This is a genomic window from Streptomyces sp. NPDC000134 (assembly GCF_042899225.1).
GTDB lineage: Bacteria > Actinomycetota > Actinomycetes > Streptomycetales > Streptomycetaceae > Streptomyces.
This window is the reverse complement of sequence record NZ_JBIAZN010000039.1, coordinates 1-26,668: the sequence shown is the minus strand read 5'-3', so window position 1 is coordinate 26,668 and position 26,668 is coordinate 1. Positions and strand designations below refer to the sequence as shown.

The window sequence follows — 26,668 nt, the reverse complement described above, 5'->3', positions numbered from 1 at the left end:
TTCGCGATCTCCCACAACCCGTCCGGAACAATCCAACTCCACGTACCCCGCCCCATACCGAACTCAACGACGCCTCACCACGTAGGACACGGTCTAAGTGGCGGGCCATTCGGCCAGCAGCCAGCGCACGGGCAGTTCGGGTCCGTCGGCTCTCTTGCGGATCTCGCGTCCGGCGGGCCTGATCCGCAGGGCCACGAACCGCGAGTACATCCGCTTCAAACCGCTGCGGCCGCTGCCCGGGCGGGAGCCTTCCCGCCACTGCACCGGCTTCGCCGCCCGCTTGCCGGCCTCGATGACCAGCTTCTTCACGGCCTGGGCCGGCTCGGGGTAAACAGGCTGCGGCCGAGGCCCTCGACCTCCGTAGGGCGGGATGTAGGGCCTGGCTTCTTCCGGCTGGGCAGTGGTCGTGGTGGAGATGCCCACCACGTAGTCAACGGCGCGTTCCTCCAGGCCGAGGCGGAAGGCTGCGGCATCGCCGTAGCCTCCGTCGGCGACGACGAGGGGCACCTCGATACCCCACGACCTCGTCTCGTCGATCATGTCCAGAGCCAGCTGCCACTTCTCGACATGACCGATCTCTTCGGGGATGCCGCACTTCGTGCGGCGGGCCACCTTGGCCGGATCGGCCTTCGGCGAGGCGGGGTCCCAGCTCTCAGGCAGGAACAGGCGCCAGTCGACGGCCGCCGACGCTGCGTCGGAGGCCAGATGGAGCGAGACCCCGGCCTGGCAGTTGGTGACCTTGCCCGCGGTGCCGGTGTACTGCCGGGCCACGCAGGCCGAGGCGTCCCCGTCCTTGAGGAAGCCGATGACATCGACGATCAGAGCGGCCGGTTTGATCACCTGCTGCATCCGCCAGGCCAGGCGGGCACGCACATGCGACGCGTCCCACGGGCTGCTGGTGATGAAGTGGGCCAGGGCCTGCCGGTTGCCGTCCTGACCCAGCCGGGCGGCCATCGGCTCCACCGACTTGCGCCGCCCGTCCAGCAGCAGCCCCCGCAGATAGACCTCGCCCCACCGGCGCTGATCCGCCCGCGAGAACGGCTCGAACATCTCCGCCGCGAAGTCCTCCAGATCACACCGGACCGCGGCCAACTCCCCACCCAGCACACCCGATCAACGACACACCCGATCAAACGGACACGCCACCGGCGAATCAACCTGACCAAGCACTACTAGACGCTGCCACCGACACCGGCCGGGCAGTGCGGCCGAGCGCTGCCCAGTCGGCCCCCCTCCTGCAAAGCTCAGCGCCGCACGATGCGCGTTCGGACGACAACCCGAGACGGGCCTTCCAGGGACGGCAAGGGCCTGACGCGCTGGGCAGTGACTTCGCACTCCACGCGGGACGCTCCGTCCAAGGCGCGCAGCAAACGATCCTGCTCGTCAGCAGGGAGACGCTCCAGGATCTGGACCATCTCCCCCAGCTCCTGCCCGACCGACGTCACCTCTCTCCCGCGAGGTCGAGATCACCCTTGCTCGTCTCGGCCACGCCTTGAGCGATCCGGGGACGGCGCCACGGGTGCGCGATCGGACCGGAGACCGCCCGCCACCACGCCTCCACCGGCAGCTCCCCCACCGGCTCGAACGGCTTCCCCGGCCGCGGGAACGCCACCGCCTGGCTGACCTCCTCGGCCGCGTCCTTGGTCCACTCCCCGGGCTCCGCCCACGGATGCGGAGCCAGGTTGAACGTTCCCCAGTGGATCGGCAGCAGCACCCCGCTCGGAGCGCCTCCCTGCAGGTCAAGGTGGGCCTGCCCCCCTGGGCAGGCGTCATGTGAATGTCTGGCCACATGCCAGGCAGCGGCGTATAGTCCGTGTGGTTCTTGGGCAACAACCCCTCGTTCGGCCCGTGCCGAGAAGCTCTATTCCCTGCGCCCGGCGACGAACTGCGTGGCGGCGGTGAACACGGCCAGAATCACCGCGGAGATCGCCAGCATGACGCCAGCGGGAGCGAGTAGTTTCGCCGCGTCGGGGGTCGTGGACATCAGGGTGAACAGGCGGTTGACCGGAGGCATGCCCTTGGCGAAGAGGGCTACCATCACCAGTGCGAGGGCGGCGACCAGCGCGTACCCCTGTCGTTTGAAGACCAGCCGCGAGCACAGCACGCCGATGGCGATGCCGACGAGAGCACAGGTGAGCTGCGCCTCGACGCCCAGCAGGAGGTCGGTCGTGGTGACCACGTAGTCGCCCATCCACAACGGGAAGAGCAGTCCGAAGACCATCAGGACGAGGCAGCTCAGCAGGGCCGTGCCGATCGCCGCGAGCAGGACCGTGAGCGACCGGCCGCCCGCGGTGATGACGACGATCGCCCGCTGCGGCGGGTCATCCAGGCTCATCAGAGCGATGGTCAGCCAGGTCGAGCAGACGAACAGGGCGCCGGCGGAGGAGGCGTAGGCGGGGGGCAGCGAGCCGCTGCCGTTGACGGTCAGCACGCCCATCAGGCCCATGAACAGGAGCAGCGGAGCGAGGTAGCGCTGCGTGTGCAGCACGGTGGCGAAGGTGTAGCGGATGAGCGCGATCACCGCATGTCTCCGTTCGTCGCGGCGTTCGGCGTCCGGTGGTGGTCCGTGGTCGCCCCGGTGACGCGATCGACGGACCAGCCGTGCTGGAGCGCGGTGAACAGCAGAGCGTCGGTGGACTCGCGTCCCACACACATCCTGACGCCCGTGACGTCCCGGCTCACCGTCAGTACGCCGTCCAGTTGTTCCCAGGCGACGTCCTGCGGTACGCGGCCGTCCCGGCCCGCGGTCAGGACGACGTCGGACGTGGGCCGCTGCTCGGTGGCCCACGACACCGGTCCCCGCAACGACACGCGGCCCTTGCTAACCGTGTACGTCCGGGTGGCGCGGGCCCGGGTGACCGACTCGCGGTGGTCGGTGAACACGACGGTGCCGCCGGAGGCCGCGACCTCGGTCATGATCTCGGCGAGCACGCCGTGGGCGTCGGCGTCCAGCCCGGACCACGGCTCGTCCAGGACGAGCAGCCCGGGTTCCACCAGGAGGGCCTGGGCCAGCGCGACCTTCTGCGCGTTGCCCTTCGACAGGCTCCGCAGGGGGGTGTGCTTTCCGCCCACCAGGGCGAGTCGGTCCAGCAGCCGGCCGGCCCGCGCCGAGGCCACCGACGTGGTCAGCCCGCGGACGCGGCCCATGTGTGTCAGATACGCCGCGGCCGACATGCGTTCGTTGGGGGAGAACCGGTCCGGGACGTACCCGACGACGGGCGGCCGGGCGGCCACCGTGCCGCGGGTCGGCCGGGACAGGCCCACCGCGATCCGCAGCAGCGTCGACTTCCCCGATCCGTTCCCGCCTGCGAATGCCACGATCTCACCGGCCGGGGCCTCCACGTCCACGTCTCTCAGGATCCAATCGCCACGGCCATAGCGTTTGCTCACTGATTGAAGACGTAACAACTGATCTCCTTCGTCCGGTGCAGCACCCCCCACATGCTCGCAGATTACGGGGCTCGGCCTCCGCTTTGCATAAGCTGCATGTTCACGGGGGCACAACCCCGTTCGGCGAAGAGGGCGGCGAGCCGGTCGAGCCCCTCCTCGATCTCGGCACCGGTGAGGGAGCTCACCGAGAGGCGGAGCTCGTTGGAGCCGCCCGGTCCGCTGTAGAAGTGGCACATCGGTGTCCAGAGCACGCCGAAGCGTCGCGCGGACAGTTCCAGCAGTTCGTCGTCGACCGTGAAGGGCACGGTCACACAGACGAAGAACCCGCCGGCCGGGGTGTTCCAGGAGATGCCCGGGCAGTTCCCGAACCTGGCCTCCAGCCCGTCCACGACCTGGCGGAGGTTGCGCCAGTAGACCTCCCGTTCCCGGCCGTTCGCCGCGTCCAGGCTGTATGCGTTCTCCAACAGCGCCCCGCCGACAACCGCTTGGGCGATGGGCGAGGTGTTCACCGTCACCATGCTCTTGATCTTGGAGAGCTGGTCGGCGAACAGACCGGTGGCGCCCTGCGCGTCGCGGACGCGCTGATCGGCCACCGCGTAGCCGACCCTGGCCCCGGGCAGCACCGTCTTGGCGAAGGAGCCCAGGTAGACCACGCGGCGGCCGGTGTCCAGCGCCTTGAGGGTGGGCGGAGTCCCCCCACCGCCGTGGAACAACCCGTACGGGTTGTCCTCCAGCAGGAGGACGCCCTCCCTCTCGGCCACCTCCAGCAGCGCGCGCCGGGTGGCCAGGTCCATGCTGAGACCGGACGGGTTGGCGAAGTCGGGCATCACGTAGCATGCGCGCGGGCGCTGCCCCCGCTGCCTCGCGCCGTGGATCTGCGCGACCAGATCGTCCAGGTCGATGCCCGCCGCGCCGCCGGCGACGGGCAGGACCGGCATGTCGACCAGCCGTGCCGCGCCGGTGAGTCCGACATACATGGGTGCCACCGACAGCAGGACGTCGCGCGGGTCGGCGCGCAGCGCCCGCAGGACCAGGAACATCGCCTCCTGGCAGCCGACGGTGACCACGACCGACTCCGGGTCGGCGTCGATGCCCTCGTCGCGCGCGAGGCTCCGGGCGATGAGGCCGTGCACGATGCCCTTGGTGCGGCCGTACTGGCACAGCGTCCGGCTCACTTCCTCCTGGGTGTACCCTAGTTCGCTGGAGAGGTGGCCGCGGAACGCCCGCAGCCGGCGGTGGACGGACTCCACGTTGAAGAACCGCTCCACGGGGCGACCCGGCGCGAAGGACAGCGCCTCGGGGTAGCGCCCTGTGATCTCGTTGAGGAAGTTCATCGACATGAGCGCCGGGTCCTCCAGCGATCCGTGCAGCTCGGCCGTGACCAGGTCCACTGGCTCTGTGTCACGCACGGGCGCCCGTCCTCTCCGTACGCAGCGCTGCCGCGGCCGTGGCGTCTGCGCAGCCGGCCAGCGTCATGCTCTGGCTCAACTCGGTGCGCACCAGGCCCAGTACCTGCTCTACGCCCCGTTCACCGCCCGCCGCCAGACCCCACAGCACCGGCCGGCCGAGCAGGACGCCCCGGGCCCCGAGGGCCAGCGCCTTCAGCACGTCCGTGCCGCCGCGCACGCCACTGTCCAGCAGGACCTCGCAGTCGCCGCCGACGGCCTCGGCCACGGCGGGCAGCGCCCGGATGCTGGGTACGGCGCCGTCCAGCTGCCGCCCTCCGTGGTTGGAGACCACGACGGCGTCGGCGCCAGCGTCCACCGCCGCGCGGGCGTCCCGCTGGTCGAGGATGCCCTTGACCACCAGGGGCAGCGACGTCCTGGCGCGCAGCTCGGCCAGGTCGCGCCAGGTCAGCCCGGGCGCGAACGCGGCGCTGGTGTGCACGGCGAGCGCCGAGTCGCCGCCGAACCGGCGGTGCGCCTCGGTGGCCGGGCCGCTGTCCAGATTGGCCGCCCGCACGTGATGGGGAAGCGCGAAGCCGTTGCGGACGTCGCGTAGCCTGCGGCCCATCAGCGGGACGTCGACGGTGACCATGAGCGCCTCGCAGCCGGCGGCCTCTGCGCGGACGACCAGTTCGTGGTTCTTGGCGCGGTCGCGCAGGCAGTAGAGCTGGAACCAGGTGGTCGCCCCGGTCGCGGCGATGTCCTCGACCCGGTGGCTGCTCAGGGTGCTCACGACGAAGGGGACGCCCGCTGTGCGGGCCGCCTGGGCAGCGGCGAGTTCGCCGTCCTCGTGGACCAGCCGCTGGTAGGCCATGGGGGCGATGGCGACGGGCATGGCGGCGTGGCGGCCGAGCAGCCGGGTGCGCGTGTCGGCCTCGGCGACGCCGGTGAGGACCCGCGGCACGAGGGCGACGTCGGCGAAGGCGGCGCGGTTCGCGGCCAAGACCGTCTCCGTGCCGCTGGCGCCCTCGACGAAGTCCCAGACGCCGGGGTCCAGCGCCGCGCGGGCGTCCGCGCGGACGTCGTCCAGGCTCACCGGATCGGGAGCCTTCAGCACCTCGGCGACGGTCATCCCTGCTGCTCCGCTTCGACGGCCTCGTACAACGCCTTGATGTTGCCGCTGCCGAAGGTGATGGCCCCGGCTCGCTCGATGACTTCGAAGAACAGCGTCCTGCGGGGGTGGACCGACCTGGTGAAGATCTGGAAGAGCTGACCGGCGTGGTCCTCGTCGGCCAGGATGTTGAGGGCGGCGAGCCGGTCCGTGGAGTGCCGTACCAGCCGCAGCCGGTCGCCCAGCATGCGGTAGTAGGTGGCGGGGGTGGTCAGAAAGTCGACGCCTTGGGTGCGCATGGTGCCCACCGACCGCACGATGTCCTCGGTGCGGAAGGCGATGTGCTGGACGCCGGCGCCGCCGTGATTCTTGATGAAGAAGTCGATCTGTCCGGGCTCCCGGCGGGTGTCGGGCTCGATGAGGGTGAGCGTCACCATGCCGGACGGGTTCTGGACGACTTCGGAGTCCATCGCCTGCGAACCGACGACGATCTTCTCGGTGAAGGTGTTGCGGAAACCGAGGACCCGCTCGTAGAACTCGACGACCGGCTGGAGTTCGCCGGGTTCCAGGCACACCGCGAAGTGGTCGATCTCCAGCAGCCCGGTCGGGGTGCCGGGTTCATGACCTTGCGCGGGGACGAAGCCCGGGAGCCGGTCCCCGGGGACGCCTTCGTGGCGCTGGACGAAGGTGTGCCGGACGTCGCCGAAGGCCATCACCGAGGCGGTGATGACGCCGTCCTGTTCGGCCGGTTCCGCGGCCGGCTGGGCGCCGCGGCGGACGGCCTCGGCGAAGGCGGCCGCGGCGTCGGGCACCTTCAGGGCGATGTCGGCGACCCCCTCTCCGTGCAGCCGGGTGTACACGGCGGCCGGGTGGTCGTCGGCCACCGCCTCGGTCAGGACCAGCCGTATCCGCTCGCGGCCGACCGCAGCGGAACGCGCCCCGTCCTCCGCGACGGCCGTGGCGTACACCTCGAGGCCGTAGGTACGCGCGAGTTCGGCCGCCTTGGCGTCGAGATCCTCGACGTACAGCGTCACATGGTCGATGGACATGTCCTGGAATCCGGTGTTTCCTAATGCGTTCACAGCCGAGTTCTCCTCAGTAGTGCCGTGCGTTCCCCTGCCGGTGTGCCTCAGCCGGCGCTGTCTCCCATCGCCGCGACCAGGCTGGCGGGGCGCATGTCGGTCCAGTTCTCCTCGATGTGGTCCAGGCAGGCCTGTCGGCCCGCCTCGCCGAACACCGCCGTCCAGCCGGCGGGTACGTCGGCGAACGCCGGCCACAGGGAGTGCTGTCCCTCGTCGTTGCGCAGCACGAAGTAGGTGCCGTTCTCGTCCTCGAAGGGGTTGGTCGCCATGTGTCTCTCTCCGTGTTCTTCGGTGATCAAGCGCCGTGGGTGTGGTGCTCGTCGTGTTCGCCGGCCAGCTTCCCGGCCAGTACGGGGCCGATGACGGACAGCGGTCCGGGACGGGTCATCTCCTCGTGGCCGCACGCCACGTGGTGCTGCTCCACCTGTCCGCCGATGTGCGGCAGCCACAGCCCGGGCGTCAGCGTCCCGGTGGCGTCCTGGCCGGCCGCGAAGTGCACGAGGTCGCCCTCGAAGACGCCCGGGGTGAAGGCGCGTGCCGCCCGAGTGTTGCCGAGGTAGACCTCGACGAGCCGCTCGGTGGCGGCGTCGTCGAGGCGGTGCCCGCCGGCCTGGCCGCGCACCGTCTCCACCACCTCCGCGCGGTCAGGCGGCGTCACGGGGGTGCCCGCCAGCGGGTAGGCGTCCAAGACGGCCAGCAAGGCGACTTCGGCGCCCCCGGCCCGCAGCCGTACCGCCATCTCGTGAGCGATCAGCCCGCCGACCGACCAGCCGACAAGGTGGTACGGGCCGTGCGGGACCACCTCCCGGATCCGCTCCACGTACCGCGCGGCCGCCTCCTCGACGGTGGCGGGCCGCTCGCGCGGGTCCGACAGGCCGGGCGACTGGAGGGCGTACAGCGGGTGCCGGTCGGGGATGTGCGGGGCGAGCCCGGCGAACGACCAGCCCAGTCCGCCGGCGGCGGGGACGCAGAACAGCGCGGGTCCCTCGCCCCCGGCGCGCAGCGGCAGCAGGACGTCGAACTCTCCCCCGTCCGGACCGGCCCCGGCCTCCAGCCGCTCGGCGAGTTCGGCGACGGTAGGCGCCTCGAACAGGCTCCGCAGGCCGATCTCGACACCCAGCGCCTCGTGCAGGCGGCCGATGAGCCCGGCGGCCAGCAGCGAGTGGCCGCCCAGGGCGAAGAAGCTGTCGTCTATTCCGACCCTGGGCACGCCGAGCGCCTCCGCGAACAGCTCGCACAGCAGCTCCTCGCGCGGTGTGCGGGGGGCGCGGCCGGACGCTTCGGTGGTGAACCCGGGAGCGGGCAGGGCCTTCCGGTCGAGCTTGCCGTTGGGTGTGAGCGGGAACCGCTCCAGCGGCACGACCGCCGCCGGCACCATGTGGCCGGGCAGCGCGCCGGCCACATGCCGCCGCAGCGCCGCGGCATCGGCGGTGTGCCCCGCGGCGGGCACCACGTAGCCGGTCAGCGTCAGTCCGCCGCGCCCGTCGTCGTACAGGATCACGGCGGCCTGCGCGACGGCCGGGTGGGCCAGGAGCACCGCCTCGACCTCGCCCGGCTCCACGCGGAACCCGCGTACCGAGAGCTGGTGGTCGGCGCGGCCGCCGAAGTGCAGCCGGCCGCCCCGGTCCCAGCGCACCAGGTCGCCCGTGCGGTACATGCGTGCCCCGGGCGGACCGTAGGGGTCGGCCACGAACCGCGCCGCCGTCAGCCCCAGCCGGCCGGCGTAGCCGCGGGCCAGGCCCGGCCCGCCGACGTACAGCTCACCGGTGACACCGGGCGGTACCTGGTGCAGCCGGTCGTCGAGGACGTGGACGCGGACCCCGCCCAGAGGTCGGCCGATCGTCGGCTCGTCGTCGCCGGTCAGCGGCTCGCTCATGGTGGCGCACACGGTGGCCTCGGTCGGCCCGTACGCGTTGACGAGGCGTCGGCCCGGTCCCCAGCGGCGGACCGCGTCCCGCGGCAGGGCGTCGCCGGCGGTGACCAGGGTGGTGACGGAGGCGAGCGCCTCCGGCGGGAGCAGCGGCAGGGCGACAGGCGGCAGGGTCACATGGGTGATCCGATGCCGGGTGAGCACCTCGGCCAGCGGGCGGCCGGGGGTCAGTTCGTCCTTGGTGGCCAGGACCAGTTCCGCGCCCGAGAGCAGTGCCGTGCAGACCTCGGAGAAGGCCGCGTCGAAGCCGGGGGACGCGAACTGGAGCATCCGGTCCCCCTCCCCCACCCGGAACCGCTCGATCTGCCGGGCGGCCAGGTTGGCGGTGCCGGTGTGGGTCACGACCACGCCGTTGGGTCGGCCGGTGGATCCGGAGGTGAAGATGAGGTAGGCCGGGTGTCCGTGCCGCAGCGGCGCGGTCCGGTCGGTGTCGGTCGGGTCGGTGCTCGGCGCGGCGGCGATCGCCGCGGCGGTCTCCGGCTCGTCGAGGGTGAGGACGCGGGTGCCGCCGAGGAGCGGCGACGGGAGCGCGCCGAGGGTGTCCCGGCGGGTGACCACCAGGGCGGGCCGGGCGTCGCCGAGCATGGTGTGGATGCGTTCGGCCGGGTAGTCCGGATCGACCGGGAGGTATGCGGCGCCTGCCTTGAGCACGCCGAGGAGGGCCGTGATCTGGTCTGCTGAGCGGGGCAGGGCGAGCGCGACGAAGCTCTCCGGCCCGACGCCGAGTCCGGTCAGGGTGTGCGCGACGCGGTTGGCGCGCCGGTTGAGTTCCGCGTACGTCAGGGTGGTGGCGCCGGACCGCAGGGCGACGCCGTCGGGGGTCCTCGCCGCCCGGGCCTCGAACAGCGCGGCGACGGTGTCCTCGGGCACGGCTGCCTCGGTGCCGGCCCAGCCTTCAATGGCGCGGGCCTCGTGCGGCAGCAGCACCTGGGCGGCACTGACGGGCTTGCGCGGGTCGGCGGTGAGGTCGTCCAGCAGGCGCGCCAGGCGGGTGACGAGTCCCTGGGCGGTGATGTCGTCGAAGAGGTCCTTGCTGTAGCGCAGTTCGACGGCGATCCCGGCGGGCGCGTTCGCCTCTAAGGACTCGCCGAAGGTGAACTCCAGGTCGAATTTGGCCACACCCGGGTCCACGAGCACCTCGGTGGCGGTTGTTCCGGTCAGGTCGGCCGTCGGCGGCCGGTAGTCCCGTACCGTCGCGAGCACTTGGAACAGCGGGTGGCGGGACATGCTGCGTTCCGGGTTGAGCGCCTCGACGAGCCGCTCGAACGGCACGTCCTGGTGGGCGAGCGCCGTGAGCGTGTTCTGCCGGACCCGCCGGACCAGTTCCACGAAGGCGGGGTCGCCCGAGGTGTCGGTGCGCAGCACCAAGGTGTTGACGAAGAAGCCGACGAGCCCGTCGAGCGCCGCGTCCCCGCGTCCGGCGACCGGGGTCCCGACGGGGATGTCGGTGCCCGCGCCGAGCCTGGTGAGCAGGGCGGCGAGGCCCGCTTGGAGCACCATGAAGGGCGTGGCTCCGGCCATCCGGGCCAGCTCTCGCAGCCGGTGGTGCAGCGTCGCGTCGAGCTCCGCCGTCACGGTGCCGCCGCGGTGGCCGAGTACGGCGGGGCGCGGACGGTCCACGGGCAGGGGCAGTTCCTCCGGCATCCCGGCCAGCGCCGTGCGCCAGTGGGCCAGCTGGCGGGCGACGAGGCTGTCCGGGTCGTCCTCGGAGCCCAGCGCCGCGCGCTGCCACAGGGTGTAATCGGCGTACTGGACCGGCAGCGGCCGCCAGTCGGGGGCGGCGCCGGACAGCCGTGCCCGGTAGGCGGCGCCGAGTTCGGCGGCCAGCGGGGCGAGCGAGGCGCCGTCGCAGGCGATGTGGTGCAGCACCAGGAGCAGGACGTGCTCCTCCCGGCCGAGCCGGAACACGGTGGCGCGCAGTGGGAGGTCGGCGGTCAGGTCGAAGCCGCGTCCGGCGGCCTTCGCGAGCGCGGCGGGCAGCCGCTCCTCGGTCGTGTCCGTGACGGCCGGCCGGGGCGCGGCCGCGGCGGTGTCCCGTACGACCTGGGAGGGGACTCCGTGGACGTCCGGGTACACGGTGCGCAGCGTCTCGTGCCGGTCCACCAGGTCGCTCAGTGCGGCCCGGAGGGCGTCGAGGTCGAGGGGCCCGGTCAGCCGCAGTGCCATGGGCACGTTGTAGGTGTCGCCCGTGTCGTCGAGCCGGTTCAGCAGCCACAGCCCCTGCTGGGCGTAGGAGAGAGGGATCCGCTCCGGGCGCTCGGCCGGGGTCAGGGGCGGGCCGGCCGCTCGCGCCGCGGGGAGCCGCTCGACGAGGCCGGCGGGGGTCGGCGTCTCGAAGACCGCCCGCAGGGCGAGTTCGGCACCGAAGGCGGTACGGACGGCGTTGACCAGCCGGGTGGCCAGCAGGCTGTGCCCGCCGTGGTCGAAGAAGCTGTCGTCCGCGCCGACGGAGGGCACGCTGAGGACGTCCGCGAAGAGGGCACACATCACCTCCTCCGCGGCGGTGCGCGGAGCTCGGCCCTGCGCATCGGTGCCGAAGTCGGGGGCGGGCAGGGCCTTCCTGTCGAGCTTGCCGTTGGCGTTGACCGGCAGGGCGTCCAGGACCACGGTGGCGGCCGGCGCCATGTGCTCGGGCAGCGTCGCGGTGACGTGCCGGGTCAGTTCCTCGTGGGTGGGACGCGTGCCCGGCGCCGTGGTCACGTAGGCGACGAGCCGGTGTTCCCCGGTGGGGGCGGTGTGGGTGGTGACGGTGGCGTGGGTGACGGCGGGGTGGCGGGCGAGGACGCTCTCGATTTCCGCGGGTTCGATGCGGAACCCGCGGATCTTGACCTGCTGGTCGGCGCGTCCCAGGTAGTGCAGGACGCCGTCGGCGTCCCAGCGGGCCAGGTCACCGGTGCGGTACATGCGGGAGCCGGCGGGGCCGTGCGGGTCGGGCACGAAGTGGCGGGCCGTCAGGCCGGGCCGGCCGAGGTAGCCGTCGGCGATCTTGGGTCCGGCCAGGTACAGCTCGCCGGTGACCCCGGCGGGCACGGGGCGCAGCCGGGCGTCGAGGACGTAGGCGCGGGTGCCGGGCAGCGGCTGCCCGATGGGCGGCGCGCACACCTGGCCGGGCGCCGTCTCGTACCAGCCGGTGGCGTAGACGGTGGATTCGGTCGGCCCGTACAGGTTGGCGATCCGGACACCGGGCGCGTGCTGCCGCAGCCTGCGGACGAGGTGCTCGGGCAGAGCCTCGCCGGCCAGGACGATCCGATCGCAGTCCAGTGGTGTGCCGGCGTCCAGGAGGGCCGACACGACCGACGGCACACCGCTGATCAGCGTTCCGGACCAGGGCCGTTCGGCGAGCGCCAGGAGGTCGGTCACCACCTCGATGGAACCGCCCGCGAGCAGCGGCGCGAAGATCTCGAACACCGACACGTCGAAGGACAGCGACGTCGAGGCCAGCACCTTGGTCAGGCCTTCGGCGCCGAAGTACCGCACCGCCCAGGACAGGAACACCGACATGGACCGGCGGGAGACGACCACGCCCTTCGGCAGGCCGGTCGAACCCGAGGTGTAGATGACGTACGCGGGTGAGGCGCCCGGGACCGGTGCGCGGCCGGTGAGCGGTGTGCCGGGCAGCCTGGCGAGCGCGTGGACGGTGTCGGCGCCGTCCAGGACGACGACCTCGGCGCCGGTGCCAGCGGGCAGGCGGTCCGCGACCGACGTCCGCGTCACCACCAGGCCGGGTGCGGCGTCGGCCAGCATGAACGCGATGCGTTCGGCCGGGTACGCCGGTTCGACCGGCACGTATCCGGCGCCGGTCTTGAGCACCGCCCAGACCGCCACGACCATGTCGGCGCCGCGGGGCAGCGCGACGGCGACGAGGTCTCCCGGGCGGACGCCCCGCGCCTGCAGAAGGCGTGCCAGCCGGTTCGCCCGGCCGTCCAGTTCCGCATAGGACAGGGTGGTACCGCCACTGACCACCGCGGTGGACCGGGGCGAGGCCGCGGCGGTGGTCTCGAAGGCCTCCACCACGTCCGTCGCGGGGCCGGGGCCGGCTGGGCCGCCCCACTCCTCCACGATCAGGGTGTGCTCGTCCGGCGAGAGGATGTCGACGGCTCCGAGGGGCATTCCCGGGACGGCGGCGACGGCTGCCAGCAGGCGGACCAGCCGGTGGCCCAGGCGGGCGACCGTGTCCTCGTCGAACAGATCGGCGCTGTAGGCGATCCGGCCGGTGACGCCGGCCGGTGCGCCGCTCTCGTCGAAGCGCTCGCTCAGCTGGACGTCGAGGTCGAACTTCACCGCGGTGAGACCGATGTCGGGGACGCCGACCCGCAGCCCGGGCAGGCGGGGGTCCGGCTCCGCGTTGTTCTGCAGCGCGAGCATGACCTGGAAGAGAGGGTGCCGTCCCAGCGAGCGGGGCGGGTTGAGGACCTCGACCAGCCGCTCGAAGGGCACATCGGGGTTGCCGTACGCGGCCAGGTCCGCCTCGGCCACCCGGCCGAGCAGCTCGGCGAAGCCGGGGTCGCCCGAGGTGTCGGTGCGCAGCACCAAGGTGTTGACGAAGAAGCCGACGAGGTCGTCGAGCGCCACGTCCCCGCGTCCGGCGACCGGGGTCCCGACGGGGATGTCGGTACCGGCGCCGAGCCTGGTCAGCAGGGCGGCGAGGCCGGCCTGGAGAACCATGAAGAGGCTGGCGTTGTGCTCGCGTGCCAGGTGGGCGAGCCGGCCGTGGAGGGCGCGGTCGATCGTCAGGGGCACGGACCCGCCCCGGTAGCTGAACTCGGCGGGCCGGGGGCGGTCCGTGGGCAGGTCCAGCTCCGCGGGCAGCCCGGCGAGGGCGTCCTGCCAGTGGGCGAGCTGTCCGGCTATCCGGCTGTCGGGGTCCTGTTCGCTGCCGAGGACCTCGCGCTGCCACAGGGTGTAGTCGGCGTACTGGACGGCCAGCGGCGGGAAGCCGGGCGCGCGGTCGTCGGTGCGCGCGGTGTAGGCGGTGGCGACATCCCGGGCGAGCGGCCCCATGGACCAGCCGTCGCCCGCGATGTGGTGCAGCACCACCAGCAGGACGTGCTCGGTCCGGGACAGGGCGAACAGGGTGGCCCGGAAGGGCAGTTCGCGGGTGAGGTCGAAGCCGTACGCGCAGGCCTCCGCCGCGGCCGGCCGCCAGGTCTCCTCGCCGGCCGGCACCACGTCGAGTCCGACGGTGACGTCCGCCGGGTCGTGGACCAGCTGGCAGGGTTCGCCGTCGGCCTCGGGAAAGCTGGTGCGCAGGCTCTCGTGGCGGACCACCACGTCCCGCAGGGCCTGGGCCAGGGCCTGTCGGTCGAGGTGGCCGGAGAGCCGGAGGGCGACGGGGATGTTGTACGCGCCGCCCGCCTCGCCCAGGCGGTTGAGGAACCACAGCCGCCGCTGGGCGTACGACAGGGGCACCACGGCCGGCCGATGCGCCGGCACGAGGGCCGGCCGGCCGTGGTCGGCGGGGCCCAGGCGCCGGGCCAGCTCCGCCACGGTCGGTGCCTCGAAGACGGCACGCACGGTCAGCTCGACGTCCATGGCGGCCCGCACGGCGTTGACCAGGCGGATCGCCAGGAGCGAGTGGCCGCCCAGCGCGAAGAAGCCGTCGTCGACGCCGACCCCGGGCACGCCCAGCACCTCGGCGAACAGCCGGCAGAGGGTTTCCTCCTCCGGTGTCCGGGGTGCCCCGCCGCGTACGTCGGCGACCAGGTCGGGGACGGGCAGGAGGGCGCGGTCGAGCTTGCCGTTCTCGGTGACCGGGAGCGAGTCGAGCACGACGAACGCCGTGGGGATCATGTAGTCGGGCAGCCAGTCGCGCAGGTACTCCCGCAGGGAGGCGGTCAGCTGACCGGACTCGCGGAAGGCGATCGGGTCGTTGGTGAGCGCGCCGCCGTAGGCCCGCTCGCCGTCGTCGGCACTGTGCGTGACGAGGGGCGGTGCCGGCGAGCCGGCCGGGGCGGCGGCGAACAGCGCGTCGACGCGGCCCTCGGTGTCGCCGTCGGTCCAGGTGAGTGCGGTCCGGTAGCCCAGTTCGGTCCCGAGCGCGGTGAGGTCGTCGGGGTCGATCCCCTCGGCGCCGGCGTACGCCTCTCGGATGCGCGTGAGGTCCTCGCCCGCCACCAGCGCCCGCGCGGCCGCGGCCTCGGCCGCCGTGCGCGCGTTGGGGACGCCGGTCACGCGGAGCGCCGCCGGTCGGCCGGAGGCCAGGGCGTCGCGCAGCGCGTCCAGGCACGTGACGTCGTCGGCCCAGGTCAGCACCGGAGCGCCGGTGACGGTGAGCAGGTCACGCGGCCCCTTGCGGTGGAGGACGACGTCGTACCTGTAGCGGCTGAGTTCGTTGTGGAAGCCGCCGCTCTTGACCCTGATGTCCACGCCGCCCACGAGCGCGTTGCCGGAGCCGAAGCGCTGGAAGAAGGCGGGAGCGACGAGCAGTTCCTTCTCCCGCAGCACGCGACGGTCGACGTCGCGCCGCAGCTCGGACGCTTCCGCTAAGTCCGGGGTGCGGGCCAGGGCGACCGCCGTGTGGAAGCTGCGCAGGAGCGTGAGGTTGCGTACGTCGCCGACGAACACCGAGCCGCCGGGGGCGACCAGCCCGACCACTTTGTCCAGTACGGATTCCAGGTACCCGGCGTGCGGGAAGTACTGGGTGACCGAGTTGATGACGACGGTGTCGAAGTAGCCCTCGGGGAGGCCGTCGACGTCGTCGGCCTGCTGGACGCGCAGCTCCACGCGGGCGTCGAGCTCGGGCCGGTCGCGGAGCCGGTCGCGGAGGGCGGTGATGGCCTCGGCGGAGAAGTCGGTAGCCCAGTAGGCCTCGCACTCCCTCGCGAGCCGGCTGAGGATCAGCCCGCTGCCCACGCCGATCTCGAGCACGCGTCGGGGGCGCAGTGCGCGGACGCGGTCGACGATGGACGCGCGCCACTCACGCATCTGCTCCAGGGGGAGCGCTTCTCCGTCGTAGCTGCTGTCCCAGCCTGCGAAGTCCTCGCCGAACTCGGCCCCGGTGGCGCGGCCGTACATGCCGTCGTAGATCTGCTGCCATTCGGTGACCTGCTCGCGGGTGCCGGTCTCGACGCGGTTGTCCAGACGCTGCCAGTCGGCCACCACGTAGCCGACGAGCCGCTGTTCGCCCAGATGGTCGGGGCGGGCCAGGACCTCGGCCTCCCGTACGTCCGGGTGCTTGGCGACGGCAGCGGCGACCTCGCCGGGCTCGATGCGGAAGCCGCGGATCTTGACCTGATGGTCGGCGCGTCCGGCGAACTCCAGCTGCCAGTCGGTGTTCCAGCGGGCCAGGTCGCCGGTGCGGTACATCCGGTCCCCGGGAGGACCGAAGGGGTCGGCGACGAACTGCTCGGCGGTGCGCCCGGGGAGGTTGAGGTAGCCGCGGGCGAGCCCGGCGCCGGCCAGGTACACCTCGCCGGTGACGCCCTGGGGCACAGGGCGGAGCAGGTCGTCCAGGAGGTACACCCGGGTGTCCGCCAGCGGGCGGCCGATCGGCACGGTCGCGCCCGCCTCGAAGGGGGCGCGCACCTCGTGCTGGGTCGCGCAGAGGGTGGCCTCGGTCGGCCCGTACAGCTGGCGCACGACCGCGTTCGGGGCGTGCTCCAGGACGCGTTGCACGGCGACCGGCGAGACGACGTCGCCACCGGTGAGGACTTCCGACACGCCCGCGAGGCAGCCGGGCTCGTCCTCGGCGAGCACCCGGAAGAGGCCCGCGGTGAAGTGCACCGCGGTGATCTCCTCCTGCTCGATGAGGCGGGCGAGCGTGCCGGTGTCCAGGCGTCCGGGCGGTGCGAGCACGACGAGCCCGCCGGCCAGCAGGGTGACCCACAGCTCGTAGTCGGAGATGTCGAAGGCGTACGGCGCGTGCAGCAGGACGCGCTCGTGGTGTCCGGTGTCCCAGCACGGGTCGGCCGCCAGCGCGAGGACCTCCCGGTGGGCGATGGCGACGCCCTTGGGCAGGCCGGTGGAGCCGGAGGTGTACATGATGTAGGCGAGCTGGTCCGGGTGGACCCGCACGGCCGGCGCGCCGGAGGGTACGGGCTCGTCGTCGAGCGGCTCGTCGTCGAGGACCACGACGGTGGCATCGTGGTCGAAGCGGCGGGTGAGCATGGCCCGGTCGGTGAGCAGCACGCTGGAGCGGGTGTCGGCCATGACCCATTCGAGCCGCTCGGCGGGGAAGGCCTCGTGGAGGGGCACATAGGTGCCGCCCGCCTTGAGCACGGCGAGGATGGCCACCGCCAGCTCCGGGGAGCGTTCCAGGAGGACCGCCACCCGGGTCTCGGGGCGCACACCGAGCCGGATCAGCCGGTGGGCCAGCTGGTCAGCGCGGTCGTCCAGGTCGCCGCGGGTCAGTTCACGGTCGCCGGCACGGACCGCGGGTGCGCCGGGTGCGCCGGCGGTGATCTCGGAGAAGCGCTCGTGGAGGGTGGTGGCGGTGCGGGCGCTCCCGGGTGGGGCGGGGTGCCCGGGGCCGCTCGTGGTGGTGGCGGGGAGTCCGGGTACGGTGCGGACCCCGAGGAGGCGGTCACGCTCCTCGGCGGTGAGGATCTCGATGGCGCCGATGCGCCGACGGGGGTCCTGTGCCACGGACGCGAGGATGCGGACGAGGCGCTGGACCAGGCCGGCGGCGGAGGCCCGGTCGAAGAGGTCGGTGCTGAACTCCAGGACGCCGGTGACCCCGGCGGGCGTGTGCCCGTCGCCGAAGGTCTCCGCGACGTTAAACGCCAGGTCGAACTTGGCAGGCCGCAGCGCGTCCGGCTCGACGGCCACGGTCAGGCCCGGGAGGGTGAGCTCGGCGTCGGCGTTGTTCTGCAGCGCGAGGAAGACCTGGAACAGGGGGTGCTGGGACAGCGATCGTGCCGGGTTGAGCAGTTCGACCAGCCGCTCGAAGGGTACGTCCTGGTGGCTGTAGGCGGCCAGCGCGGTGTCGCGGACCCGGCGCAGCAGGTCGCTGAAGCGGGGGTCGCCCGACGTGTCGGTGCGTAGCACCAGGGTGTTGACGAAGAACCCGACCAGTTCGTCGAGGGCGGCGTCCGTGCGGCCCGAGATGGGGCTGCCGACGGGGATGTCGGTGCCGGCGCCCAGTCGGGTGCACAGGGTGGCGACGGCGGCCTGGAGGACCATGAACAGGGTGACATTGTGGCGTTGGGCGACGTCGAGGAGGCGAGCGTGCAGCTCGGCGTCGAGCTCGATGTCCACGGTGTCGCCGCAGAAGCTGAGCTTGCGGGGGCGCGGCCGGTCGGTGGGCAGGGTCAGCTGCTCGGGCAGGTCGCTGAGGGTGCGCCGCCAGAAGTCGGTCTGCGCCGCGAGGGCACTGTCGGGGTCCTCCTCGGTGCCGAGCACCCGGCGCTGCCACAGAGTGTAGTCGGCGTACTGGACGGGGAGAGGCGCCCAGTCGGGGACCCGGCCCTCGAGCCGGGCGGCGTAGGCGGTGCCCAGGTCGCGGGCGAGGGGCGCCATGGACCAGCCGTCGCCCGCGATGTGGTGCAGGACCAGCAGCAGGACGTGCTCGTCCGGTGCGAGCGGGAAGAGGTGGGCCCGCAGGGGCAGTCCGGTACCGAGGTGGAACCCGAGGGCCGCAGCCGCCGCGAGTTCCGCGGGCAGCCGCTCCTCGTTCACCGGGGTGACGGTCAGGGCGGGGCGGGCGGTTGCGGCGTCGAGGATGACCTGGCGGGGTTCGCCGTCGGCCTCCGGGTAGACGGTGCGCAGCGACTCGTGCCGGGCCGCGAGGTCGGCCAGGGCGTCGGCGAGCGCCGCGCGGTCCAGGTCGCCGGTGATCCGCAGCGTGGCCTGGATGTTGTAGGCGGCGCCGCCGTCCTCCAACCGGTTGAGGAACCAGAGCCGTCGCTGGCCGTGGGAGAGGGGCAGGTCCGTGGGCCGGTCGGCGGCGGCGAGTGCCGGGCGGGCCCGGTCGCCGTCGGCGAGGCGGGCGGCGAGCGCCTGGACGGTGGGTGCCTCGAACACGGCGCGGACGGGGAGTTCGACGCCGAGCCTCGCGCGGACGCCGTTGGTCAGGCGGGTGGCGAGCAGCGAATGGCCGCCCAGGTCGAAGAAGTTGTCCTCGACCCCGGCGGACGGTACGCCGAGGACCTCGGCGAACAGGCCGCGCAGGATCTCTTCCTGCGGGGTGCGCGGCCCGCGGCCGGTGCCCGTGGCGGCGGCCAGGTCGGGTGCGGGCAGGGCCCTGCGGTCGAGCTTGCCGTTGGGGGTCAGGGGCAGTGCGTCCAGTCCGACGATCGCGGACGGCACCATGTACGTGGGAAGCCGTTCGGCGAGGTGGGCGCGGAGCGGGGCGGTGTCCGCGGCGTCGTGGCCGGGGGCGGGCACCGTGTAGGCGACGAGGCGTTTATCGCCTGCTTGGTCCTCCTGCACGACGACCGCTGCCCGGGCAACCGCCGGGTGCTGGTTCAACGCTGCCTCGATCTCGCCGAGCTCGATGCGGAAGCCGCGGATCTTGACCTGGTGGTCGACCCGGTCGAGGAACTCCAGGTTCCCGTCGGCCCTCCGGCGGACGAGGTCGCCGGTTCGGTACATGCGGCCGCCCGCCGGACCGAAGGGGTCGGCGACGAAGCGCTGGGCGGTGAGCGCGGGCCGGTTGAGGTAGCCGCGGGCCACGCCCGCGCCGGCGAGGTAGAGCTCTCCCGCAACTCCGGCGGGTACCGGCCGCAACGCGCTGTCGAGCACGTACGCCCGGGTGTTGGCGAGCGGCCGACCGATGGGCGGGCGGTCGGCGCTCTCCTCGTCCAGGTGCGCCGCCGTGGACCAGATGGTCGTCTCTGTGGGTCCGTACACATTGGTGACCTCGCGCGCGGAGTCACGCAGCGCGATCGCCAGCGGCTGGGGCAGCGCCTCACCGCCCACGAGGGCCCTCAGCTGCCGGGGGTCCGCGGGGTGTCCCGAGGCCAGCAGACTCTGCCACAGCGCGGGCGTCGCCTGCATCACGGTGGCGCCCGAGGCGGAGATGAGCTTACCCAGGGCGCTCGGGTCCTGGCTCGTCTCCTTCGAGGCGAGCACGACCCGTCCGCCGCTGATGAGCGGAAGCAGCAATTCGAGGTTGGCGATGTCGAAGCCGAACGTCGTCACCGCGAGCAGACGGTCCTCGGGACCGAAGGAAAGCCGGTCCCGGAAGTCCGAGAGCAGATTGACGAGGTTCTCGCCGGTGACGACTGTGCCCTTGGGATCCCCGGTGGATCCGGATGTGTAGATGATGTAAGCGGGATTGCGGGAATGGGCCCAATTGCTCTGCTCGAGCGGCATACTTCAAATCCTCGTCGCGATGCGATGCGATGTTTTGCCCGGCCGACGGCTCGCTGGTTCAGCGGCGGGTGAAAAGGGTGGCCGGGAGCCGTACGGGGCCCAGCACGCCAATCGATTCGTGGAACTCCACGGATTCGTCCCGGGAAATGTCGATGCGCTCGAAACGCCGCAGCAGAGTCTCCACGGCGATACGGGCCTCCAGCCGGGCCAGTGGCGCGCCCAGGCAGTAGTGGATTCCCTTTCCGAACGCCAGGTGGCGTCCGGCATTACGGTGGATGTCGAACCGGTCGGGATTCTCGAAACGCAGCGGGTCGCGGTGAGCGGAGGCCAGCCACACGCAGACCATGGAACCGGCGGGAACGGTACGCCCACCCAGGTCCGCGTCACGGGTGGTGAGGCGCTGGTCGCGGACCAGCGGGGGCCGCCAGCGCAGCACTTCCTCGATGGCCCCGGGCAGCAGCTCCGGGTCGCTCCGCACCTCCGCCAGCGCGGCCGGGTGCTCATCGAGGGCCATCACGGTGTTCGCGGTCAGCACGGACGCGGGCAGGTATCCGGCGATGAGGAACATGCCGATGACGCCGACGATCTCCTCGTCGTCCAGCGTCTGGCCGTCGACCTCCGTGGTGGCGAGCCGACTGGTGAGGTCGTCCTGGGGCCGGACGCGACGCTCGGCGATGTGGTGGACGAGGTACTCGCCGGCCCTCCGCACGAGGTCCGCCACATTCTGCATGGCGGTCTCGTCGGCGACGCTCAGCTCACCCGCGGGACGTGATCCGAGCAGGGCTTTCGCCCATTCCGCGATCATCGGGTGGTCACTCTCGGGGATGCCGAAAAGCTCGGCGATGACGATCGCACTGAGCGGGCCGGCGAACTCGTCGACCAGGTCGCAGGAGGTCTTGTCGCCGCGCTCCGCGACGATGTCGTCCAGGAGCCGCTCGGCGAGCCGGCCGATGCGCGGCTCCAAGGCCACGGTGACTCGTGGGGAGAACGCCTGGCTGACGAGACCGCGCAGTTGGGTGTGGTCCGGCGGGTCGATCCCGACGAAGTTGCCCCGGGCCGCCCGCGCGAGCTGGCGCTGGTCCTCGGGGATGAAGTGGTTCATGTCGCTGGAGTAGGTCCGGTGGTCGCCCAGGACGTGCACGGCCTCGTCGTAGCGGAAGACTTCCCAGACCCCCGGCTCGCGGCTCTCACCGATCGCCTCGGTCCCGCGCCTGCCGTCCAGGTACGTGAAGAATTCTTCGATACGCCGGTCGAAAGGCAGGCGCGTGAGCGCAGTTAAGTCGGTCAACGAAAACCCCTATGAAAGCGCGCGCCTGACGGGCGCTATCAACGACGGCACGAAAAAGGGGTTCTCCAGCTGATGCATCCCCAATACGCCCGTCCAACTCTTCCAGTTTCCATAATGACGGAACGTCACCGACGCTACCTTGATCGATTTTGAGCTGTCAAGGGCGATTTTCGTTCACCCAGTGACCACTGACGACACGGTCCGGGCCGCCAGCGGTTACGGTACAAACCGTGACGCAAGTGATCATGCTCACGGGCGCGGGGATGGCAAGAAAGCCTCTGGCGTGCACAGCCGAGCCGTGTATTGTCGCCAGAGCGCTTGAACACGCTCGGCGGCTCACGGGGGGGGCAGCGGGTCGTAATCGCTTTGCAGCGCTCGGGATTTTGCCTGTGCGCTTCTCTTGCCTTCCGCGGTCACTGGCGTGGCGCCACATCCTCCACCTATTCATTCTGAATGGTCGGCGCCGTTTCCGGCTTCCCTGCGTCATGGAACCGGCGGGCCGGCAGCGACCGCTAAGGAACGATCATGTCTGCTTCTCCGGACCGGCAGCTCGCCCTGACGTCCGCCCAGACCGGGATGTGGCTCGCGCAGCGTTTCGCCGCCGGCCGCCTCGACTACAGCATCGCCCAGTACGTCGAGATCCGGGGCACGCTGGACACCGCACTCTTCGTCCGGGCCGCGCGCCGTGCCTTCGACGAGGCCGACGCCGTCCGCGTGCGGTTCGTGGAGACGCAGGGCGATCCCGTCCAGCTCCTCGACGCGGACCGGGCGTGTGCTGTGCCCGTCCTGGACTTCACCGGCCGGCCCCGGCCGGCGGAGGCGGCGCAGCGGTGGATGGCCGAGGAGCTGGACAGGCCGCTGTCCCTGGAGGACGGCCGGGTCCTGTCGCTCGCCCTGCTCAAGGTCTCCGAGGAGACCCACTACTGGTACCTGCGGGCCCACCACGCGGTGCTCGACGGCTACAGCGGTTCGGTCCTCGTACGGCGTGCCGCCGATGTCTACCGTGCCCTGGTCGAGGGCGGGCCTGTGCCGGAGTGCCCGTACGGCACCGTCCAGGACCTGCTCGCGTACGACCGTGACTACCGCGAGTCCCCCGCCTTCGCCGCCGACCGCGCCTACTGGGCCGAGACGCTGGCGGACCATCGGGCACCTGTCTCCTTCGGCCGCGCCGGGCACGGCCGGACGCCCGGGCGGATCCGGGGGTCGGCCCCGCTGGACCAAGAGCGGATCGACGCCCTCCGGAGCGTCGCGTCAAGCTGCCGGGTGGCCCTGCCCGCCCTGTTCGTCGCGGTCGAGCTGCTGCACGTCGCCCGCCTGACCGGGGAGCGGGACATCACCCTCGGCCTGCCGGTGACGGCTCGGACCAAGACCGTGCGCGCCACTCCCGGCATGGTGTCCAACGTGGTGCCGCTGCGGCTGACGGTCGACCCGGACGAGAGTCTGTCAGGGCTGCTCGGGCGCGTCTGGAAGGCGATGCGGCTGTCCCTCGCCCACCAGCGCTACCGCTACGAGGACATCCGCCGCGACCTGCGGCTGAGCGACGCCGGCGAGCCGCTGACCGGGCCGCACGTGAACCTCCAGATCTTCGACTACGAGCTGGACTTCGCCGGTGCCCGGGCGAGCGTGCACAACCTCACCAACGGTCCCGTCGAGGACTTGGCTCTCGTCGTCTACAGCGGCACCGCGGACACCCCGTGGCGCGTCGACCTCGACGCCAACGCCGAGCTTTACGCCACCGAGGACCTGGCCGTCCATCAGGAAGCTGTCCTGCGGCTGATCGACGGCCTCGCCGGCGCGGAGGCCGACACCCCGGTCGGCACCCTCGACGTCCTCGCCCCCGAGGAGGAGCGGCGTCTCCTCACCGAGTGGAACGCCACGGCACACCGCTATCCCGACACGACCCTGCCGGAGCTGTTCGAGGCCCAGGCCGCCCGCACACCCGGCCGCGACGCGGTCCTCTACCGGGGCGAGGCACTCTCGTACGAGGAACTCGACGCCCGTGCCGACGCGCTGGCGCGCGTCCTGCGCGGGCTGGGGGCCGGCCCCGAAGGACTGGTGGCGCTCGCCGTCCCCCGCTCGCCCGAGCTGATCGTCTCGCTGCTCGCGGTGCTCAAGACCGGCGCGGCGTACCTGCCCCTCGACCCCGACTACCCGGCCGAGCGCATCGCGGCGATGCTCGCCGACGCCCGCCCGGCGGTGCTGGTCACCACCACGGCCGCCCTCGGCCGCCTGCCGACCACGGAGACCCTGACGCGGCTGCTGCTCGACGATCCCGCGACTCTGGCCGCACTGCGCGAGGCTCCCTCCCCACGCCCGGCAGGTGACGCCGCCATGCGCGTACTCCCGCAGCATCCGGCCAACGTAATCTACACCTCGGGGTCGACGGGCACCCCCAAGGGTGTCGTCAACACCCACGAGGGCCTGGTGAACCGGCTGTTGTGGATGCAGGACCGCTACGGCCTCGACGCCACGGACCGGGTCCTCCAGAAGACCTCCTGCGGCTTCGACGTCTCCGGGTGGGAGTTCTTCTGGCCGCTCGTCACCGGCGCCACCCTGGTGGTCGCCGAGCCGGAACGGCACAAGGACCCCGCGTACCTCGCGGCGCTCATCGCCGAACAGGACGTCACCACCGTGCACTTCGTCCCGTCCATGCTGAAGGGCTTCCTGGCGGAGCCGGCCGCCGCCGGATGCGTCTCCCTGCGCCGGGTGCTGTGCAGCGGCGAGGCCCTCCCGGCCGAGCTGGTGGCCCGCTTCCACGCGGTCCTCGGCTGCGAACTGCACAACCTCTACGGCCCCACGGAAGCGGCCATCGACGTCACCTCCTTCGCGTGCGACCCGGCCGACGCGTCCGGCTCCGCCCCGCCGATCGGCACCCCGATCGCCAACACTCGGGTGTACGTCCTCAACCGCGCCCTCCAGCCGGTGCCCGCGGGCGTCATGGGCGAGCTGTACCTGGCCGGCACCGGCCTGGCGCGGGGGTACCTCGACCGCGCCCCGCTCACCGCGGAACGGTTCGTGGCGTGCCCGTACGGCCCGCCGGGCTCCCGCATGTACCGCACCGGCGACCTCGCCCGCTGGGACGGGGACGGCCGGCTCGTCTACATGGGCCGCGGCGACGAACAGGTGAAGATCCGCGGTGTCCGCATCGAGCCCGCCGAGGTCGCCTCCGCCCTCGTCGGCCACCCGGACGTGGGCGAGGCGGAGGTCGTCGCCCGTGCGGACGGCCCCGGCGGCACGCACCTCGTCGGATACGTGGTGCCCGACTGGCGCTCCCTGGAGGACCGCCTGGAGCGGGGCCGGCGGGAGAAGGTCGAGCAGTGGGAACAGCTCTACCAGACCATGTACGGCAGCACGCGGGCGACCGACTTCGGCGAGGACTTCACCGGCTGGGACAGCAGCTACGACGGGACGCCCATCCCCCGCGACGACATGGAGCGGTGGCGGACGGACACGGTGGAGCGCGTCCGCGCCCTTCGCCCGCGCCACGTACTGGAGATCGGCGTCGGCAGCGGCCTGCTGCTGTCCCGGCTCGCCGACGCCACCGAGGCCTACTGGGCGACCGACTTCTCCGCCGCCGTCATCGAGCGGCTGCGCCGGCAGACGGCCGCCCGTCCCGAGCTGTGCGGCCGGGTCGAGCTGCTGGCCCGGCCGGCCCACGACCTCGACGGGCTGCCCCAAGGGTTCTTCGACACCGTCGTCATCAACTCGGTGGCGCAGTACTTCCCCAACGCCGACTACCTCACCTCCGTGCTGCGGGGCGCACTCGACCTGCTCACCCCCGGCGGCTCCCTCTTCGTCGGCGACGTGCGGAACCTGCGCCTGAAGCGCGCTCTCGACACCGCGGTGCAACTCACCCGCAGCGGCCAGGACACCGATGCCGACGCCGTCCGCCGGGCGGTGGACCAGCGGGCGGCCCAGGAGAACGAACTCCTGGTCGACCCGGAGTACTTCCACGCCCTGGCCGCGGCGGACCCCGAGCGGTTCGGCAGCGTCGACATCCGCGTGAAGACCGGCGCCTACGACAACGAGCTGGTCCGGTACCGCTACGACGTCGTCCTCCGCAAGAAGTCCGGCCGGGCACCCGTCTCCGCGGCCGGGGCACCGTGCTGGCAGTGGGGCGAGGACGTCAGCACGGTCCAGGAGCTCGCGGACCGGCTCGCCGCCGAGCGCCCGGCCGGGCTACGCGTCACCGGCGTGCCCAACGGCCGTACGGCGCACGAGGCGGCCGCCGCCCGCGCCCTGTACGCGGGCGCGCCCCTGACCGAGGTCCGCGCCGCACTGCTCCGCACCGGCGCCCCGGGCGCGACCTCGGACGCGTTGGTGGCCCTCGGCGAGCCGCTCGGGTACCAGGTGGCAGTGACCTGGTCGTCCGAGGGCGCGGAGGGCGAACTGGACGCCCTCTTCCTGCCGCCCGGCACCGATCCCCTGACCGACGTGTACCTGCCCGCGGAGGACCGGCCCGTCGGCCGCCCGCGCACCAACAACCCGGCACTCGGCCATGTGGCGGGCGAGCTGGGCGCTTCCCTGCGCGGCCACCTGCGGGACGTGCTGCCCGACTACATGGTGCCGTCGGCGGTCGTCGTCCTGGACTCGCTGCCCGTGAACGCCAACGGCAAGCTGGACCGGCGGGCCTTGCCCGCACCCGACTTCCAGGCGCAGGTGACCGGACGGGCCCCGCGCACCGCGCACGAGGAGCTGCTCTGCGGCCTGTTCGCCGAGGTCCTCGGCCTCCCGGCGGTCGGCATCGACGACAGCTTCTTCGACCTCGGCGGCGACAGCATCAGCTCCATCCAGCTCGTCAGCCGTGCCCGGCGCGCGGGCCTGGCCATCTCGCCCCGGGAGGTCTTCCGCCACAAGACAGTTCTCGCCCTGGCGGACGTCGCAACCCCCATGACCGCGGCCGTCGGCGAGCGCCCGGAGGACGGCGTGGGTGAGGTGCGGTGGACGCCGATCGTGCACCACCTGCACGAACTGGACGGTCCGGTCCGGCGCTTCCACCAGTCCTCGGTCCTCCGTGTCCCGGCCGGCCTGCGCGAGGACATGCTCATCGACGCGCTGCAGAGCGTTCTCGACCACCATGGCGCGCTGCGTCTGCGGATGGCGGGCGAGGACCGTGCATGGAGGTTCGAGGTGCCCGAGCCGGGAGCGGTTCCCGCCGGTGATCTGGTGCGCCGCGTGGACGTGTCCGGGCTGACGGGTAACGAGCGCCGGACCGTGGTGGTGGAGCGG

9 protein-coding genes and 2 pseudogenes are annotated in these 26,668 nt (G+C 72.4%); 1 reads left to right on the top strand and 10 read right to left on the bottom strand.

Going from position 1 to position 26,668, the window contains the following annotated elements; translation table 11 throughout:
- Positions 1 to 96 precede the first annotated feature (96 nt).
- The 10 genes and pseudogenes from ACFY32_RS33560 to ACFY32_RS33515 all read right to left on the bottom strand — a co-directional run.
- A pseudogene (locus ACFY32_RS33560) lies at positions 97 to 1,050 on the bottom strand (IS701 family transposase); the annotation flags it as partial.
- A 391-nt stretch (positions 1,051 to 1,441) separates the two neighbouring features.
- A pseudogene (locus ACFY32_RS33555) lies at positions 1,442 to 1,788 on the bottom strand (MBL fold metallo-hydrolase); the annotation flags it as partial.
- Positions 1,789 to 1,861: 73 nt separating this feature from the next.
- Positions 1,862 to 2,521 carry a hypothetical protein gene (locus ACFY32_RS33550; RefSeq protein WP_367489355.1) on the bottom strand — a complete coding sequence of 220 codons (660 nt, stop codon included), beginning with the start codon at positions 2,519 to 2,521 and terminating at the stop codon, positions 1,862 to 1,864.
- The gene (locus tag ACFY32_RS33545) at positions 2,518 to 3,348 is read right to left on the bottom strand and encodes an ATP-binding cassette domain-containing protein (RefSeq protein WP_390676302.1); all 831 of its coding nucleotides are present in this window, start codon (positions 3,346 to 3,348) and stop codon (positions 2,518 to 2,520) included. Before ACFY32_RS33545 ends, ACFY32_RS33550 begins: the two co-directional genes overlap by 4 nt.
- A 104-nt stretch (positions 3,349 to 3,452) precedes the next feature.
- On the bottom strand, positions 3,453 to 4,799 hold the full coding sequence (locus ACFY32_RS33540; protein ID WP_390676301.1) for a PLP-dependent aminotransferase family protein: 1,347 nt from the start codon (positions 4,797 to 4,799) through the stop codon (positions 3,453 to 3,455).
- Entirely contained in the window at positions 4,792 to 5,907 is a 1,116-nt protein-coding gene (locus ACFY32_RS33535; protein WP_390676300.1) for an alpha-hydroxy acid oxidase, read from the bottom strand. The genes ACFY32_RS33540 and ACFY32_RS33535 overlap by 8 nt, the downstream gene beginning before the upstream one ends.
- Positions 5,904 to 6,968 (bottom strand): 4-hydroxyphenylpyruvate dioxygenase, encoded by a 1,065-nt coding sequence (gene hppD / locus ACFY32_RS33530; RefSeq protein ID WP_390676299.1) that lies wholly within the window; start codon positions 6,966 to 6,968, stop codon positions 5,904 to 5,906. Before hppD ends, ACFY32_RS33535 begins: the two co-directional genes overlap by 4 nt.
- A 47-nt stretch (positions 6,969 to 7,015) precedes the next feature.
- A complete protein-coding gene (locus ACFY32_RS33525; RefSeq protein WP_367489342.1) occupies positions 7,016 to 7,237 on the bottom strand; it encodes an MbtH family protein in 222 nt (73 codons plus the stop codon).
- A gap of 26 nt (positions 7,238 to 7,263) precedes the next feature.
- Positions 7,264 to 20,151, bottom strand: coding sequence for an amino acid adenylation domain-containing protein (locus ACFY32_RS33520; RefSeq protein ID WP_390676298.1), 12,888 nt, complete (start codon positions 20,149 to 20,151; stop codon positions 7,264 to 7,266).
- A gap of 58 nt (positions 20,152 to 20,209) precedes the next feature.
- On the bottom strand, positions 20,210 to 21,439 hold the full coding sequence (locus ACFY32_RS33515; RefSeq protein WP_390676297.1) for a cytochrome P450: 1,230 nt from the start codon (positions 21,437 to 21,439) through the stop codon (positions 20,210 to 20,212).
- 525 nt (positions 21,440 to 21,964) lie between these two features.
- Between ACFY32_RS33515 and ACFY32_RS33510 the strand changes: the two genes are divergently transcribed.
- Positions 21,965 to 26,668: amino acid adenylation domain-containing protein (locus ACFY32_RS33510; protein WP_390676296.1), on the top strand; the 4,704-nt coding region annotated here is incomplete at its 3' end.